This is a genomic window from Streptomyces cylindrosporus (assembly GCF_022698165.1).
Classification (GTDB): domain Bacteria; phylum Actinomycetota; class Actinomycetes; order Streptomycetales; family Streptomycetaceae; genus Streptomyces; species Streptomyces cylindrosporus.
Window position 1 is genome coordinate 548001 of sequence record NZ_JALDAY010000003.1, and the last position, 13961, is coordinate 561961.

Consider the following 13961-nt stretch of genomic DNA (forward strand, 5'->3'; position numbering starts at 1 on the left):
GGATGCGGGCCAGGGGTCAGCCGCCGGAGACGCCCGCGCTCTCCATCAGGCCCGTGACCTCGGTGCCGGACGGGGTGAGGAGGAACACGTTCCGGTCGACGCGGTGCATGCCGCTCGCCAGGCCGAAGACGACACCCGTGCTGAAGTCGAGGACCCGCTTGGCGACATCGCCCTCGGCGCCGCTGAGGTCGAGCAGCACAGGTATGCCGGCCATCAGGGTCTCGGCGACCTCGCGGGCGTCGGCGAAGACGTTGACCCGCAGGACCACGAAACGGCGCCGGGCCTCCGTCTCCACGTCGGGACGTGCGCGATGGTCCACCGCGGACGGCCAGGCGTCCCGGCCCCGCAGCGGCACGACCTGGGCGAGCCCCTCCCACTGTTCATCGGTGACGTCGTAGCTGTTCACCGGCTCCCCCCGACCTGACTCGCCATCAATACCTGCACCGGCCAATTCTTACGCCAAGTCACCCGTTCGGCCCAACAGCGACACGGTCGGCCACCATCACGGGGAGCACTTCGAGCCACGCATTCCAGGTCTTACCGGGCTCACACCGGACTCTTCACCTCCGTCTGCGCCCCGCTCACCGGGCCCGGTTAGCGTCCCTGACGTGCACTTGGCAGAAACCCCGCTGGTGACACCCGGCCGGCGGACACAGTCGGCGGTGTCCGCCGCTCCGGAACCCCCCGCCCAGTGGCACCGCGTGCTCACGCTGCTGGCCGACATCAGCCTCTTCATCGGCACCCGCTCGGTGTGGACGCAGGCCGCCAGCCACCGCCTCGTCGTGGCCGGTGTGATCTCGCTGTGCTACGCCTCGATCCTGGTGTGCGGCGTGCTCGCGCTGGTCGTCCGCCGGGCCAGGTCCCTCGCGCGGCTCGACCTGGTCGTCCTGGTCACCGCCGTGACGCTCGCGCTGTGCACCTGGGTCATGAACCACGGCGGCTCCGACGAGGCGCTGCTGACCACCCAGGCCGCCCGGGAGCTGGTGGCGGGCCACGCCGTCTACGGGCACCCCTGGCCCTGGCTGTTCACCAAGGGCGTCGCCCTCACCCCGACCGTCACCGGCGGCTACGACTTCACGTACGGCTATCCCCCGCTCGCCCCGCTGCTGACCGCGCCGCTGCTGTGGCTGGGCCACGGCGGCGCCCCGGCGACGGCGGTGAGCACGGGCGCGCTGGTCGTCGGCACGGTGCTGCTGTGGCGGATGCTGCCGGTGCAGTGGCGCTCGGCGGCGACCATGGTCTGCCTCGGCTTCGGCTTCCTGCCCACGTACGGCCGCCTCGGCTACCCGGCGATCACCGCGCTGGCCCTGCTGATCCCGGTGGTGGTGCGCTGGCCGCGGATCGGCCGGGGCGGCCGGCTCGGCGCGGCCGGGCTGGCACGGGCCGCCTGCCTGGGGGCGGCCTGCGCGGCGCAGCAACTGCCGTGGTTCCTGGCGCCGTTCCTGCTGGCCGGGATCTACGCGGTGCGCCGGGGCGAACTCGGCGGGCGGGCGGCGGCGCTGGTGGTGGCGCGGATCGTCGGCGTCGCGGCCACCGTGTGGCTGCTGATCAACACCTACTTCGTGGTCAGCGAGCCGGGCACCTGGATCACCGGTATCGCGCTGCCGCTGACGCAGGGCGCGACGCTGCACGGGCAGGGCCTGGGCGACATCTCGCTGTACTTCACCAACGGCAGCGACCGGCTCGACTGGTACTCGCACGCGAGCCTGCTGCTGGCCGCGGGCCTGCTCGCGCTGCTGGTGCTGTTCGTGCGCCGGCTGGGCCCCGCGGCGACCGTCCTGCCGTGGTGCGCCTTCTATCTGGCGACCCGGTCCCAGGACGGCTACTACCTGATGATGACGCCGCTGTGGCTGGCGGCCGCGATCACCGCTCCCGCGGCGGAGTTCGCGGGCGCCTGGCAGCCGCGCCCGCGTCCCCTGGCCGGCCCGCACCGCCGTACCGCACTCGTCGTGGCGTCGGCGCTCCTGGTGACGCCGGCGCTGGTGAGCGCGGCGGTGGCGGCGACCGGTTCGCCGCCGCTGAAGATGCGGGTGACGGCGGTACGACGGGTCTCCGCGTACGTCGTCTCAGGGCTGACCCTGCGGGTCACCAACGTCGACGGCACGGCCCTGACCCCGCACTTCATGCTCACCTCGAACCAGGGCTCCAGCATGTACTGGTCGCTGGTCCGAGGCCCGGCCACGATCCCCGCGCACACCACCGTGCGGATCGAGATCAGGCCGGCCCACGGGCGGATCGCCCTGCCGACCAAGCCGAGCACCCGGCTGCGGCTGCGGGCCTTCACGGCGGCGCCGCAGACGCTGTCCAGCGCGTATGTGCACATCACGCCGGGCACCGGCGCCGGGGCGGGGCCGGCGGGCTGAGAGCCGGTGTCGCATCCCTGTCGGGTCAGGCCGCCGAGCGCACGAAGCGGAGGGTCGCGGCGACCGTGGTGAGACCGCGGATCATGCCCATCTGGTTCCAGCCCAGGCCGAACTCGGCGCGGTCCACGGTGAACTCCGTGTCCAGGGTGAGCGCGTCCGCGTCCGCGCCGGTCAGGCGGGCGCTGAGGGACTGCGGGCGGCTGATGCCGTGGACGGTCAGCTGACCGTTCACCTGCACGGTGTCGCCGCGCAGTTCGGCGGAGCGCACGGCGAAGGTGATCTCCGGGTGGTTCGCGGCGTCGAAGAAGTCGGCGCTGCGCAGGTGCTCGTCGCGCTTGGCGTTCTTGGTGTCCAGGGAGGCGGCGTCCAGGGTCAGGGTGCCGGTGGCGGTTCCGTCGGGGCGGACCTCGCCGTGTCCGGTGACGACACCGAAGGTGCCCTTGACGGTGACCAGGCCCCACATCGTCTTGTGGCGCAGGGCGACGGTGGAGGCGGCGGCGTCGAGCTGCCAGACACCGGTTTCGACGGCGACGGTCATGATCTTCTCCAGTGAGCGGGGGACCCTGTGAGCGGGGGGCCCGGTGAACAGGTGCTTCAAATTTGGATGACTGTCACGCTAGCCCATTATCCAAATCTGGACAACCATCTCGTGCAAAATTGGACTACAGGTAGACTCGAAGGCATGGCCGACCCCGAGGAGCACCGCACCGACCTGCCCGAATGCCCGTCCGCGCAGGGTGGCGGGCTGCTGCCCAAGGAGCTGCGGGCGTGGATGGTGATGCTGGCGGCCATGGGGGCGGTCGAGCAGGAGCTGCGGTCCGTCGTGAAGGAGCGGCTGGACGTCTCGCACGACGAGTTCCTGATCCTGTGCCTGCTCGCCGAGCAGCCGAGGTCGGGCGTGCGGATGACGCGGATCGCCGAGCTCCTCGGCCGCCCGAAGACCCGGCTGACGTACCAGATCGCCTGTCTCCAGCACGCCGGGCTCGTCACCCGCAAGTCGGTCTGCGGGGACAAGCGCGGCATCGAGGTCGCCCTCACCGACAAGGCCCGGCGCCTCCTGGAGGAGGCCTCCGGCACCCTCGCCTCGACGGTGACCCGGGCCCTGTCCCACGTCATGGGCCCGGACCAGCACGAGGCGATGTGCGGCCTGCTGCCGGAACTCGCCGGGGAGACCGAGGAGTCGGGCGACCGGGGCTAGGGCCTGTCCGGCGGATCAGGGCACGGAATGGGGACGGTGACTCATCGGCGCCGGTGAGCGGGGCTTGGTGCTCCCCCACTGCCTTAAGGGCGTGGGAGGTACCCCCAAGCTGCAAGGCGGAGGAGACGTGGACATCAGCCGCTGCCGCGGCGGGCGACGCGGTGGGGGCACCTCCCGGCCGAAGGCTGGGGGACGTCGGCGACCGACGACAACGCGGCTGGGGGTGCCCCCTCTGGGGGAGCGCGTGCCAAGCCCCGCGTCCGCGGCCTGATCCGCCGGACAGGCCCTAGGTCAGCCGGACCTGGGTGGCGAGAGTGGCGCGGGCCCGGGAGACGCGGGAGCGGAGTGTGCCCTCGGGGCAGCCGCTGAGGGCGGCGGCCTCCGCGTAGGGCAGGCCGAGGAGTTGGGTGAGGACGAAGGCCTCGCGGCGTTCGTCCGGCAGGGCGGCGAGCAGGTCCAGCAGGGCGATGCCGTCGTCGAAGCCCGGCAGATGGCGCGGCTGGGCGTGCTCGACGGCTGCCTGCCAGTCCGGCTGGTCCGACAGGCGCGGTCTGGCGGAGGTGTGCCGGTAGCCGTCGACGACCGCGCGGCGGGCGATGGACAGCAGCCAGGAGCGGGCCGAGGAACGGCCCTCGAACCGGTGCAGGCTGCCGAGCGCCCGCAGGAACGTGTCCTGCGCGAGGTCGTCCACGGCCTGCGGATCGGCGCACAGATGGGCGACGTAACGCCGGACGTCTCGGTGCAGGGCGCGCACAAAGAGGTCGACGGCGTCGGGGTCGCCTGCGCGGCCGGCGAGCGCCCAGGCGGTTGTCGACTCGTCGAGCGGGTGTGCGGTGCGGCTCTTGCCGCCGGTTCGGGAGGCGCGGCTTCGGCTGCCGCGTTCCGGGTTCTCGCAGCTTTCCGGGCTCTCGCACCTTTTCGAGCTGTCGTCGGTTTCCGGGCTGTCGCCGCTTTTCGGGCGCGGCGGATTCAGGGCAGGGGTGATCACCAGTGGTCCTTCTCGGGTGCGCTGAGTGGGAACGGGCCGGCTGTCGTCAGGCGACAGCGGTCCCCACGGGCGGGCCCCGACTGGTGATCGCGTGGACGAGGAGGAGCAGGCGCGGCTCGCGGTCCGAGGCGCGGCGGCGCGGACGCGGGCGCGGGCGGTGCGGTGGGACCGGCAGGGCGAGCAGCAGCCGCAGCGGCGCCGCCAGCCATCCTGCGACCGCCCTGAGGATGCGGAACGCGGCCCGCTCGCCGTAGGCCAGCCACAGGCCGCACAGCAGCGCGGCCAGCAGGTGGGCGGCGAGCATGCCCAGGGAGGCGGTGCCGTCAGCCGTGTGGCCGAGGTGCACGGAACCGCCCATGGGCATCGATCCCATGTCCCCCATGTCCCTCATGGACTGCATGGAATCCACGCCACTCATGTCCATGGAGGACATCGAGGAACTGGAGGAACTGGAGGTACTGGAACCCATCGAGCCCATGCCATGCCCGTCGGCGTTCGCGCTCGTCGACTGCGCGAGCGCGAACGCCGTGTGGAGGGCCGTCTGGGCGGCGAGGACGACGGTCACGATCAGCGCGCGGCCGCGTTCCCGGCCCGCCAGGCACCAGCCCGCGGCGCCGGTCCCGGCCGCGCCGGCGGCCAGCGCCCAGCTCGGCACGTGGGCGCCGGACATCATGACGTGCCCCAGGGCGGCGAGCAGCACACAGACGGCCGCGAAGACCGCGGCCCGTACCGTGCGCGAACACCACCCTGCTGTCATGGCGCCTCATCCTCGCATCCGGATCCACGCCGTCGGCCGGGAGTACGGAGAACGCACAGGCACCACACTCAACTCACAGCCCGTGATCCAGGACACGAGGACTTGGAAACGCACTCGCTACTCGGGCCGCGTCCCGCTGTTACGGCCGCGTGCGAGGGCGAACCCGGCCGCCGCGAGCCCGAGGACGCCGACGACGAGTCCGGCGATGCCGAGCGAGCGGGCGGTGGAGTCGCTGCTGTCGGAGGCGGCGGCGGACGCGGTGGTCTTCGCGGGGGACGCGGAGGCCGCCGGGGCCGCCGCGTCCTCGTCCGCGCCCTTGGCGGTGAGCTTGAGGACCGGCGCCGGGTTCTCCGGCTCCTCGTCGCCCGAGGCCGCCTCCTCGATCCAGCGGACGGTCTTGCCGTCGGAGTACGTCTGCAGGGTCTTGAAGGTCAGCTGGTCGGTGTCGTCGGGCAGTTGCCCGAACGCCACGTTGAAGTCCTCGAACTGCCCGGCCCCGATCTTCCCTCCGGTCCAGGTGATCTCGGACACGGCGTCGGTGATGGTGCCGTCGTCGGTCTTGACGGGCGTCTTGAGCTTCGTGTTGGTGACCTTGGCGGTCCAGCCGTCCTGCGGGGAGACGAGGACGCCCAGGACCGGGTGGTCGGTGGGCAGGAAGACCTGCACCTTGGTGGTGGAGGCGGTGTCCTCCTCGTTGGGGACGCGGAAGGTGAGGACGCCGTCGGTGGCGCCCTTGGCGTAGCTCTCGGGGTGGACGGTGACGTGCGCGGAGGCGATGCCGGCCGCGGCGAGGACTCCGCCGGCGGCCAGGGCGGTGACGGTTCCGGCGCGGCGCAGGGCGATGCGTGCTGAGGACATGGGTGAGCGAATCTCCGTACGGAAAAGGTGTGTTGGGGTCAGATCGGGTACGGAGTCACGAGCGGCGGCCCCCGTCGCTGCACGGCGTGCCGCAGCAGGAGGCGGCGCAGCGGCCGGGGAGCGAAGGCATTCAGTCGTACGACGTCCAGGGCGGCCGGAGCGGCCTGCGCCCCGCCGGTCACCTGCCACCACGCGGCGAGGCCCGGCACCAGGGCGGCGGTCCGGCGCAGCAGCGACCACAGGGCGGCCTCGCCGCGCCGCAGCCACCAGGTCAGCAGGACCGCAGCCGCGACATGGGCGAGCGTGGCGTGCGGGGTCAGGGCGTGGGTGTGGGCGTGGCCGGCCATCCGCATGGCGTGCGTGGAGGTCATGCCGTTCATCGCGGCCATGGCGTGCATGGAGGCCATGCCGTGCGGGCAGGCGGCGCCGAAGGCGAAGTGCAGCGCGCCCTGGGCGGTGAGCGTGCCGGTGCCGATGGCGGCCAGCGAGCGCTCCCGGGCGCCGAGGAGGTACGCGGCACCGAACACCGGTACGCAGCCGGCGGCCTGTACCCACACGGGCGGGGCCATTCCGGTGGCCAGGGCGTGTCCGCCGGCGGCGAGCAGCACGCACAGCGCGGCGAACACCGCCGCGCGCAGCCCTCGTACCGGAGCGGACGCCGTCATGGCGCCCGATCCTGCCATGCGGCGGGGCGGGGTCGCCGTGCGGATCCCGAAGCACACAGGTGGACACTGGAGATCCACAGCACGACGAGCCGAGGCGGTGACGGTATGGCGGCCGGTCTGCGCATCCGTGTCGAGGGGTTCGACCTGCCCGGCCGCAGCTGCGGGTCCGGCGGGGGCGCGGCGTCGTACACGAACGTCCATGTGGCCGTGCAGCGCCGCGACCGGCCGGCCGAGCTGCTGGGTCCGCAGCCCGGCGACGCCGGTTCGGTCAGCTGGACGCTGGAGTGCACGGCCGTCCCTTCTCCGACCGGTACGGACGTCAAGGGGCCCTGGGTGCAGGGGCGTCCGGGGAGCCGGTTCGTCTATCTGTCCTGGGGTACGGTCGACGGCTCCGGCGCGTTCACCATGTTCCGCCGGGCCAAGCTGATGCTCGACGCGGTGCCACCGGAGGTCCTCGACGCGGCTGTGCGCGAGGGCATGCTGACCGGACGGCTCGGCCTGACGGACAGGCACGGATCTCCGCTGTGCGCGCGGGTCGTACCACCGCGGATCGAGTGGGCGGCGGGGAGGGGGTTGGCCCGCCGGAGGGGGGCGAGCGCCGGCCGGATGTGACACCTGGAGGGATGCGAGCGCCGGAGGAATGTGAGAGTCGGAGGGATGTGACCGCCGGAGGAATGTGACCGCCCCGCGGAGGCGACCGCGGCACGGAAACGACCGCCGGCGGAAGCGACCGGCGCACGCAAACCACCTCCCCGCGCAAGCCACCCCCGCACCCAAACCACCACCCCGCGCAGTCCCCGTCCGGCGCAAGCGACCGCCGCCCGCAAGCCACCGCCCCGCGGAAGCCACCCCCGCACACAAACCACCTCCCCGCGCAGTCCCCTCGGCCAGAAGCGACCGCCGCCGCGAGCCACCTCCGCACGCAAACCACCACCCCGCGCAAACCACCACCCCGAGCAGTCCCCGTCGGGCGCACGCGACCGCCGCGCGCAAGCCACCTCCCCGCGGTAGTGCCCAGCGCCCGCAAACCACCACCCCGCACAAGCCACCACCCCGCACAGTGCCCGTCCGGCGAAAGCGACCGCCGCACGCAGTGCCCTTCAGGCGGCAGCGGCCCTCGGGTGCGGTGTCCTTCGGGTGGATGTGGCCGTCGGGTGCAAGTGGTCGTCGCGGGGTGCGTAGCATGTGCGGCGTGACAGCGCGCGCACAGCAACCCACCGCGCCGCCGCCCTCCGTGCGGTGGCGCGCGGTGTTGGTGCTCGGGCTGCTGGTCGGGCTGTTGGGCATGCACGGGCTGGCTCCCGGCGGCGGCATGGCGGAGCACTCCGCGCCCCGGCACCTGACCGTGACGGCCGCCGCGCACGACGCCTGCGGTGGCGACGGCTGCGGCAGTGGTCACCTGCACCACGCCGACCAGACCTGTACGTCGGCCGCCGTGAGCGGTGGGCCGACGCTGCCCGCGCCGGTTCCCGACCCGGTCGCGGTCGCCGTACCGGACGACACGCCATGCCCGTACGCGGGTGGCGCCCCGGACGGCGCCCGTGCGCCGCCGGACCTCGCCGAACTCCAACTCCTGCGGATCTAGAGGCACTTCGCACACCATGTCCCGCTCCGGCGGCGGCGCGGTGTGCCCCGGCACGCCCAGATCCCTTTCGCACAGCAGGAGTTCCAGCATGCGCAGTTCCCGTACGTCCCTGATCCGCCGTACCGCCGTGGCGGTCGCCGCCGTCACGGCCGCCCTCGCTCTCGCCGCCTGCGGCAACGACAGCGGCAGCGGCGGCAGCGGGCACGAGGGGCACGGTTCCTCGGCGTCCGCGTCGAGCACCGGCGACCACAACGGCCAGGACGTGTCCTTCGCGCAGGGCATGATCCCGCACCACCAGCAGGCCCTGGAGATGGCGCGGCTCGCCGCCGGGCGGGCCAGGTCCGCCCAGGTCAAGGATCTCGCCGCGCGCATCGAGAAGGCGCAGGACCCGGAGATCCGGACGATGTCCGGCTGGCTGAAGACCTGGGGCGAGGAGGTGCCCTCGGCGATGCCCGGCATGGACCACTCGGCGGACTCCGGGATGACCGGAATGATGGACACCAAGGACATGACGGCGCTGGAGAAGGCGTCCGGGGCCGAGTTCGACACCATGTTCCTGACCATGATGATCGAGCACCACAAGGGTGCGGTGGAGATGGCCGAGGCGGAGAAGAGCAAGGGCTCGTACGGCCCGGCCACCTCCCTGGCCGACGACATCGTCACCGCGCAGACCGCCGAGATCACGGAGATGAACAAGCTCCTCGGCAAGAGCTGACCCCAGGACCCAGGAAGGGCCGGCACCCACGCCGGCCCCTCCCCGGCCCCTCCCGAGCTTCCTCCCGGACTCCTTCCCGGACTCCCTCCCGAACTTCCTCCCGAACTTCCTCACGAACCGACGAGGCGATCATGCGTGATCAGGAACAGCCCGACGAGGGCTCCGTCGCCGACGCCCAGCGCGCCCACTGGCAGTCGACCTACACCGAGCACCCGCGCATGTACGGCACCGATCCCTCCGAGCCCGCCCGGTACGCGGCCGGTGCCTTCCGCGCGGCGGGCGCCCGCACGGTCCTCGAACTCGGCGCCGGGCACGGCCGGGACGCGCTGTTTTTCGCCCGCGAGGGCTTCGCCGTGCACGCGACCGACTTCAGCGCCACCGCTCTCGACCAACTCACCGCGGCCGCAAAGGAGTCGGGCCTCGGCGAGCGCGTGACCACGACGGTCCACGACGTACGCGAACCGCTGCCGTTGCCCGACGGCTCGGTCGATGCCGTGTTCGCGCACATGCTGCTGTGCATGGCGCTGTCCACCCGGGAGATCCGTGCGGCGGTGGACGAGATCGGCCGCGTGCTGCGCCCCGGCGGGCTGCTCGTGTACACCGTCCGCCACACCGGCGACGCCCACTTCGGCGCGGGGATCTCCCACGGCGACAACATCTACGAACACGGCGGTTTCGCCGTCCACTTCTTCGACGCGGACCTGATCCACGCCCTGGCCAAGGGCTGGCACATGCACGGCGTGCACGCCTTCGAGGAGGGTGAACTGCCGCGCAGGCTCTGGCGGATCACCCAGGCCAGGTAGGAGGGAGGGAGGGAGCGGGTCAGCGCTTGACGGAGTACGAGTGGGCGCCGGTGCCGGCCAGGCGGCCGCCGTCGACGATCAGGTACTCGTCGCGGATCGGGCGGCCCGCGAGCCAGGACTCCAGGATCTCGCGGGTGCCGGCCGCGTAGCGGGCCTGCGCGGAGAGGGAGGAGCCGGAGATGTGCGGGGTCATGCCGTGGTGCGGCATGGTCCGCCAGGGGTGGTCGGCGGGGGCGGGCTGCGGGAACCAGACGTCCCCGGCGTACCCGGCCAACTGCCCGCTCCTCAGGGCGCGTTCGACGGCGTCCCGGTCGGCGATCCGGGCCCGCGCGGTGTTGATGAGATAGGCGCCGCGCTTCATCGTGCCGATCAGTTCGTCGCCGAAGAGGCCCTCGGTCTCGGGGTGCAGCGGCGCGTTGACGGTGACGACGTCGCAGTGCGGCACCATGTCGGCGGCGGTGGCGTGGAAGGTGAGCCCCAGCTCGCGCTCGGTCTCCTCGGGCAGCCGGTGCCGGTCGGTGTAGTGCAGCTTCACGTCGAAGGGTGCGAGGCGGCGCAGCACCGCCAGCCCGATCCGTCCGGCGGCGACCGTGCCGACGTGCATGCCTTCGAGGTCGTACGACCGTGCCACGCAGTCCGCGATGTTCCAGCCGCCGTCGAGGACGACCTGGTGCGAGGGCAGGTAGTTGCGCACGAGGGACAGCGTCATCATGACGACGTGCTCGGCGACGCTGATGCTGTTGGAGTACGTCACCTCGGCGACGGTCACTCCGTGCGCGACGGCCGCGTCCAGGTCGACGTGGTCGGAGCCGATGCCGGCGGTGATGGCGAGTTTGAGGTTCTTCGCGGCGGCGATCCGCTCGGGCGTCAGATACGCCGGCCAGAACGGCTGCGAGATCACGACGTCCGCGTCGGCCAGCTCACGGTCGAAGGCGGATCCGGCGCCGTCCTTGTCGGAGGTGACGACCAGGGTGTGGCCGGCCTTCTCCAGGAAGGAGCGCAGGCCGAGTTCGCCGGAGACGCTGCCCAGCAGCCGGCCCGGGGTGAAGTCGACCGCCTCGGGGGTGGGGGTGGTCTGGCCGCCGGGGTAGTGGTCGATCGCGGGGAGGTCGTCGCGGGCGTACGTGGTCGGATAGCCGTCGGTCGGGTCGTCGTACAGGACGCAGAGCACCTTGGCCATGTCGCGGCTCCTCAACTGGCGTTGCGGGAAGGTGCCGTTCACGATCCTCGCCGCCGAATGCCCTGGTCAAAGCGTTCTTTGTTATGTCGGCATAGAGCGCGGCTATCAGCTCTCCTTCAGATAGGTCCGCAGCAGCTCGTCCAGCGCGTCCCGGACGCCCGCCTCCCTCGCGACCTTCAACAGCGCCTCGGCCAGCACGGACCGGGGTTCGCCGGCGGCGACGACGAGACCGACGCGCGGGCCGTGCGCCGGTCCCTCCAGCGGTACGACCCGCATGCCGTCCGGGACGCCGAACATGTGCAGCCAGGCGTGTGAGATCACGCTGGACCAGCGGCCGCCGGGGAGGTGGGCGTAGAGCCCGGCGACGCTGTCCGACTCGATCGCGGGCGCGGCGGTGGCGCCGTCGGCGGCGAAGCACTCGTCGATGATGCGGCGGTTGCGCATACGGGGGTTGAGCAGGCACAGCGGGAGGGCGGCGGCCTGGGACCAGCGGGCGCGGGCGGCGCCGGTGAGCGGGCCGTGGACCGGGGTGAGCAGGACGTACCGCTCCTCGTAGAGCGGGAGGCGGTGCACCTGGCGCAGGGTGTCGTCGTCGAGGTAGGTCATCGCCGCGTCGAGCTCGAACTCCGTGAGCCCGTGGGTGATCTCGGCGGACGACAGGGACTCCATGGCGACGCCGGCGCGCGGGTGGTGTTCGCAGAAGGGGGTGGTGAGGAGGGAGGCGACGGGTAGGGCGGTCGGTACGACGCCGAGCCTCAGGGTGCCGGTGAGGCCGCCGCGCAGGGCCGACAACTCCTGTCGCAGGGCGTCCCGTTCGGCGAGGATGCGATGCGCCCACGCCAGCACGACCTCGCCCTCGGGGGTCAGTCCCTCGTACCGTCTGCCCCGTCGCACGATCGGCACGTCCAGTTCGTGTTCCAGACGGCGGATCGCCGCGGACAGGGACGGCTGGGAGACGTAGCAGGCGGCCGCGGCGCGGGCGAAGTGGCGTTCGCGGGCGAGGGCGACGAGGTATTCGAGCTGGCGCAGCAGCATGCGGCCTCCGCGAGGCTATCCGGCCGGGGTGACGGTCTCCGTGCGGCACAGCAGCGCGGCCCACAGGTCGAGGCGGTCGCGCAGGCTGGACAGGTCTCGGCCGGTGAAGTGCTCGATGCGGCCGATGCGGTAGTGGACGGTGTTGACGTGCAGATGCAGGGCCTCGGCGGTACGCGCCCAGGAGCCGTCGTGGCCGAGGAAGGTCTCCAGGGTCTCCAGCAGGACGGCGGTGGAGGAGGTGCGGGGCTGGAGCAGCGGGCCGAGCACGGTGTGACTGTAGGCAGCGCGCACCTCGGCGGGTATGCCGGTGAGCAGCGTCGAGCGCCCGTTGAGCGCGGAGGCGTCGCCGAGGGCGGAGCTGTGGGGGCTGGTGGTGCGGACGGAGGCGAGCGCGTAACGGGCTTCCGCGAGCGCCGAGTCGAGAGCACCGGCGGACACACCACGAAACCCACCCACCCGAACACCGACACGACTGCCCCCGAACGCCGCGTTCCGCCCGCCGGTTCAGCCCCGCCGGCGCCGTCCGCCAGTCCGACACCGATGTCGTACGCCACGACACAGCGCCTTCGCCTCCACCGGCACGGTCGTCGCGGGCAAGGCGACCCTGCGCGCCTCCCGCGCCCTCGCCGACCAGCTCCTCGACTTCGCCGCCGCCCAGCTGCGGGTGGTGCGCGCCGAGTGCCGGCTCGGGGAGGAGGCGGTGCTGCATCCGGGCGGGCGGCTGCCGCTGAAGGAGCTGTACGAGGCGGGGCGGGCCGTGGGGATGGAGTTCGCGGCCGACGGGCACTTCGGCGGCACCCCGCGCTCGGTCGCCTTCAACGCGCAGTGGTTCCGGCTGGCCGTGGACCCGGACACCGGTGAGATCCGGATCCTGCGCAGTGTGCACGCGGCGGACGCGGGCGAGGTGATGAACCCGATGCAGTGCAGGGGGCAGGTGGAGGGCGGGGTCGCGCAGGCGCTCGGGGCGACGCTCTTCGAGAACGTCCGCGTCGACGCGCGGGGCGAGGTCGAGACGGCGGCGTTCCGCCGCTACCGGCTTCCGCAGTACGCGGACGTGCCGCGCACCGAGGTCCACTTCATGGAGACGGCGGACGCGGTCGGCCCGCTGGGCGCCAAGTCGATGAGCGAGAGCCCCTTCACCCCGGTCGCCCCGGCCTTCGCCAACGCCCTGCGGGACGCGACGGGCGTGCGCTTCACCCAGCTGCCGCTGACCCGGGACCGGGTGTGGCCGGCCCTCAGGGACGCGGATACCGTCCGTCCACCCGTATCGCCCGGATCCCGCTGATGTAGCGGGCCCCGCACCGGTCCTGGGGCAGCACCAGCTGGGGGCCGGCGCGGTCCAGCGGGGTGTCGTCGACGGCGGTCGCGAGCAGCACCGGCGCGTCGGCGAAGTCGGGGTCGATCTCGGCCCAGGAGAGCAGCGCGTGGTGGCCGTCCGTGCCGCTGACGGCGATCAGGAAGCGCAGCCGGTCCTTGCGGCGGACGGGGTCGAAGCCGGGGCCCGCGGCCGACAGCACGTCGTACAGCCGTGGCCCGGTGAAGCGGTGGTGCTGGGTGCCGCTGGTGCGGCACTCGAAGGCGACCTTCACCCGGTGCTGCGGCCAGCCGAGCAGATCGGGCACGGTCAGCCGGGCCGGGCGGGCGAGATCACCGGTCAGGGCGAGCTCGGCGACGGGCTGCGTCAGGGTCTGGCTCACGGGCTACCACCTCCCGCAAGACGGTACCCGGACGGCGACACCGGACAAACGCAGCTGCACCCCCAAAACAGGGCTCGGCCGAGCTTGTGCACAGCAACAAGCCACGATCACATCGCA

The 13961-nt window shown here is 72.6% G+C and carries 16 protein-coding genes and 1 pseudogene; 7 read left to right on the forward strand and 10 right to left on the reverse strand.

Annotation, left to right across the window (positions count from 1 at the left end; genetic code table 11):
* Positions 1-16: 16 nt before the first annotated feature.
* A complete protein-coding gene (locus MQP27_RS11810; RefSeq protein WP_242764691.1) occupies positions 17-406 on the reverse strand; it encodes a cell division protein SepF in 390 nt (129 codons plus the stop codon).
* A 256-nt stretch (positions 407-662) separates the two neighbouring features.
* On the opposite strand from MQP27_RS11810, the gene MQP27_RS11815 reads away from it, so the two are divergent.
* On the forward strand, positions 663-2363 hold the full coding sequence (locus tag MQP27_RS11815) for a hypothetical protein (RefSeq protein WP_242765082.1): 1701 nt from the start codon (positions 663-665) through the stop codon (positions 2361-2363).
* Between the two features lie 25 nt (positions 2364-2388).
* Here the strand turns inward: MQP27_RS11815 and MQP27_RS11820 are convergent, their stop codons facing one another.
* On the reverse strand, positions 2389-2901 hold the full coding sequence (locus MQP27_RS11820) for a YceI family protein (protein ID WP_242764692.1): 513 nt from the start codon (positions 2899-2901) through the stop codon (positions 2389-2391).
* Positions 2902-3045: 144 nt separating this feature from the next.
* Here MQP27_RS11820 and MQP27_RS11825 point away from each other — a divergent pair, with 144 nt between their 5' ends.
* Complete coding sequence (locus MQP27_RS11825) at positions 3046-3561, forward strand: MarR family winged helix-turn-helix transcriptional regulator (RefSeq protein WP_242764693.1); 516 nt, start codon at positions 3046-3048, stop codon at positions 3559-3561.
* A 286-nt stretch (positions 3562-3847) separates the two neighbouring features.
* Here MQP27_RS11825 and MQP27_RS11830 read toward each other — a convergent pair whose 3' ends face one another.
* The 4 genes from MQP27_RS11830 to MQP27_RS11845 all read right to left on the reverse strand — a co-directional run bounded on the left by MQP27_RS11830 (position 3848) and on the right by MQP27_RS11845 (position 6829).
* Positions 3848-4546: a sigma-70 family RNA polymerase sigma factor gene (locus tag MQP27_RS11830; RefSeq protein WP_372511173.1), complete on the reverse strand. Its 699-nt coding sequence runs from the start codon at positions 4544-4546 to the stop codon at positions 3848-3850.
* A gap of 49 nt (positions 4547-4595) precedes the next feature.
* A complete protein-coding gene (locus MQP27_RS11835; protein ID WP_242764695.1) occupies positions 4596-5306 on the reverse strand; it encodes a hypothetical protein in 711 nt (236 codons plus the stop codon).
* 117 nt (positions 5307-5423) lie between these two features.
* Positions 5424-6164, reverse strand: a complete 741-nt coding sequence (locus tag MQP27_RS11840; RefSeq protein WP_242764696.1) for a YcnI family copper-binding membrane protein — start codon at positions 6162-6164, stop codon at positions 5424-5426.
* A gap of 38 nt (positions 6165-6202) precedes the next feature.
* Positions 6203-6829, reverse strand: a complete 627-nt coding sequence (locus MQP27_RS11845) for a hypothetical protein (protein WP_242764697.1) — start codon at positions 6827-6829, stop codon at positions 6203-6205.
* A 105-nt stretch (positions 6830-6934) separates the two neighbouring features.
* Between MQP27_RS11845 and MQP27_RS11850 the strand changes: the two genes are divergently transcribed.
* The 4 genes from MQP27_RS11850 to MQP27_RS11865 all read left to right on the forward strand — a co-directional run bounded on the left by MQP27_RS11850 (position 6935) and on the right by MQP27_RS11865 (position 9932).
* Complete coding sequence (locus MQP27_RS11850; protein ID WP_242764698.1) at positions 6935-7441, forward strand: DUF5990 family protein; 507 nt, start codon at positions 6935-6937, stop codon at positions 7439-7441.
* Between the two features lie 571 nt (positions 7442-8012).
* Positions 8013-8414 carry a DUF6153 family protein gene (locus tag MQP27_RS11855; protein ID WP_242764699.1) on the forward strand — a complete coding sequence of 134 codons (402 nt, stop codon included), beginning with the start codon at positions 8013-8015 and terminating at the stop codon, positions 8412-8414.
* An 88-nt stretch (positions 8415-8502) separates the two neighbouring features.
* Positions 8503-9129: a DUF305 domain-containing protein gene (locus MQP27_RS11860; RefSeq protein ID WP_242764718.1), complete on the forward strand. Its 627-nt coding sequence runs from the start codon at positions 8503-8505 to the stop codon at positions 9127-9129.
* Between the two features lie 131 nt (positions 9130-9260).
* Positions 9261-9932, forward strand: coding sequence for a class I SAM-dependent methyltransferase (locus MQP27_RS11865; protein ID WP_242764720.1), 672 nt, complete (start codon positions 9261-9263; stop codon positions 9930-9932).
* 19 nt (positions 9933-9951) lie between these two features.
* Here MQP27_RS11865 and MQP27_RS11870 read toward each other — a convergent pair whose 3' ends face one another.
* From MQP27_RS11870 to MQP27_RS51365, 3 genes are all read right to left on the reverse strand, one after another.
* Positions 9952-11112, reverse strand: a complete 1161-nt coding sequence (locus tag MQP27_RS11870; protein WP_242764722.1) for an NAD-dependent formate dehydrogenase — start codon at positions 11110-11112, stop codon at positions 9952-9954.
* 105 nt (positions 11113-11217) lie between these two features.
* Entirely contained in the window at positions 11218-12147 is a 930-nt protein-coding gene (locus MQP27_RS11875) for a LysR family transcriptional regulator (RefSeq protein ID WP_242764724.1), read from the reverse strand.
* A 15-nt stretch (positions 12148-12162) separates the two neighbouring features.
* The gene (locus MQP27_RS51365; protein WP_242764727.1) at positions 12163-12585 is read right to left on the reverse strand and encodes a PucR family transcriptional regulator; all 423 of its coding nucleotides are present in this window, start codon (positions 12583-12585) and stop codon (positions 12163-12165) included.
* A gap of 83 nt (positions 12586-12668) precedes the next feature.
* Between MQP27_RS51365 and MQP27_RS11885 the strand changes: the two are divergent.
* Positions 12669-13432, forward strand: a pseudogene (locus MQP27_RS11885) (xanthine dehydrogenase family protein molybdopterin-binding subunit); the annotation flags it as partial.
* Here MQP27_RS11885 and MQP27_RS11890 read toward each other — a convergent pair.
* Complete coding sequence (locus MQP27_RS11890; protein ID WP_242764729.1) at positions 13383-13844, reverse strand: molybdopterin-dependent oxidoreductase; 462 nt, start codon at positions 13842-13844, stop codon at positions 13383-13385. The pseudogene MQP27_RS11885 and the gene MQP27_RS11890 sit on opposite strands and share 50 nt — an antisense overlap.
* Between the last annotated feature and the right edge of the window lie 117 nt (positions 13845-13961).

Bases quoted from the DNA above. Each gene is read 5' to 3' on its own strand.
- MQP27_RS11865 (WP_242764720.1), top strand. From the start codon at position 9,261: ATGCGTGATCAGGAACAGCCCGACGAGGGCTCCGTCGCCGACGCCCAG.
- MQP27_RS11840 (WP_242764696.1), bottom strand. From the start codon at position 6,164: ATGTCCTCAGCACGCATCGCCCTGCGCCGCGCCGGAACCGTCACCGCC.
- MQP27_RS11860 (WP_242764718.1), top strand. From the start codon at position 8,503: ATGCGCAGTTCCCGTACGTCCCTGATCCGCCGTACCGCCGTGGCGGTC.
- MQP27_RS11850 (WP_242764698.1), top strand. From the start codon at position 6,935: ATGGCGGCCGGTCTGCGCATCCGTGTCGAGGGGTTCGACCTGCCCGGC.
- MQP27_RS11825 (WP_242764693.1), top strand. From the start codon at position 3,046: ATGGCCGACCCCGAGGAGCACCGCACCGACCTGCCCGAATGCCCGTCC.
- MQP27_RS11820 (WP_242764692.1), bottom strand. From the start codon at position 2,901: ATGACCGTCGCCGTCGAAACCGGTGTCTGGCAGCTCGACGCCGCCGCC.
- MQP27_RS11870 (WP_242764722.1), bottom strand. From the start codon at position 11,112: ATGGCCAAGGTGCTCTGCGTCCTGTACGACGACCCGACCGACGGCTAT.
- MQP27_RS11835 (WP_242764695.1), bottom strand. From the start codon at position 5,306: ATGACAGCAGGGTGGTGTTCGCGCACGGTACGGGCCGCGGTCTTCGCG.
- MQP27_RS11845 (WP_242764697.1), bottom strand. From the start codon at position 6,829: ATGACGGCGTCCGCTCCGGTACGAGGGCTGCGCGCGGCGGTGTTCGCC.
- MQP27_RS11875 (WP_242764724.1), bottom strand. From the start codon at position 12,147: ATGCTGCTGCGCCAGCTCGAATACCTCGTCGCCCTCGCCCGCGAACGC.
- MQP27_RS11855 (WP_242764699.1), top strand. From the start codon at position 8,013: ATGTGCGGCGTGACAGCGCGCGCACAGCAACCCACCGCGCCGCCGCCC.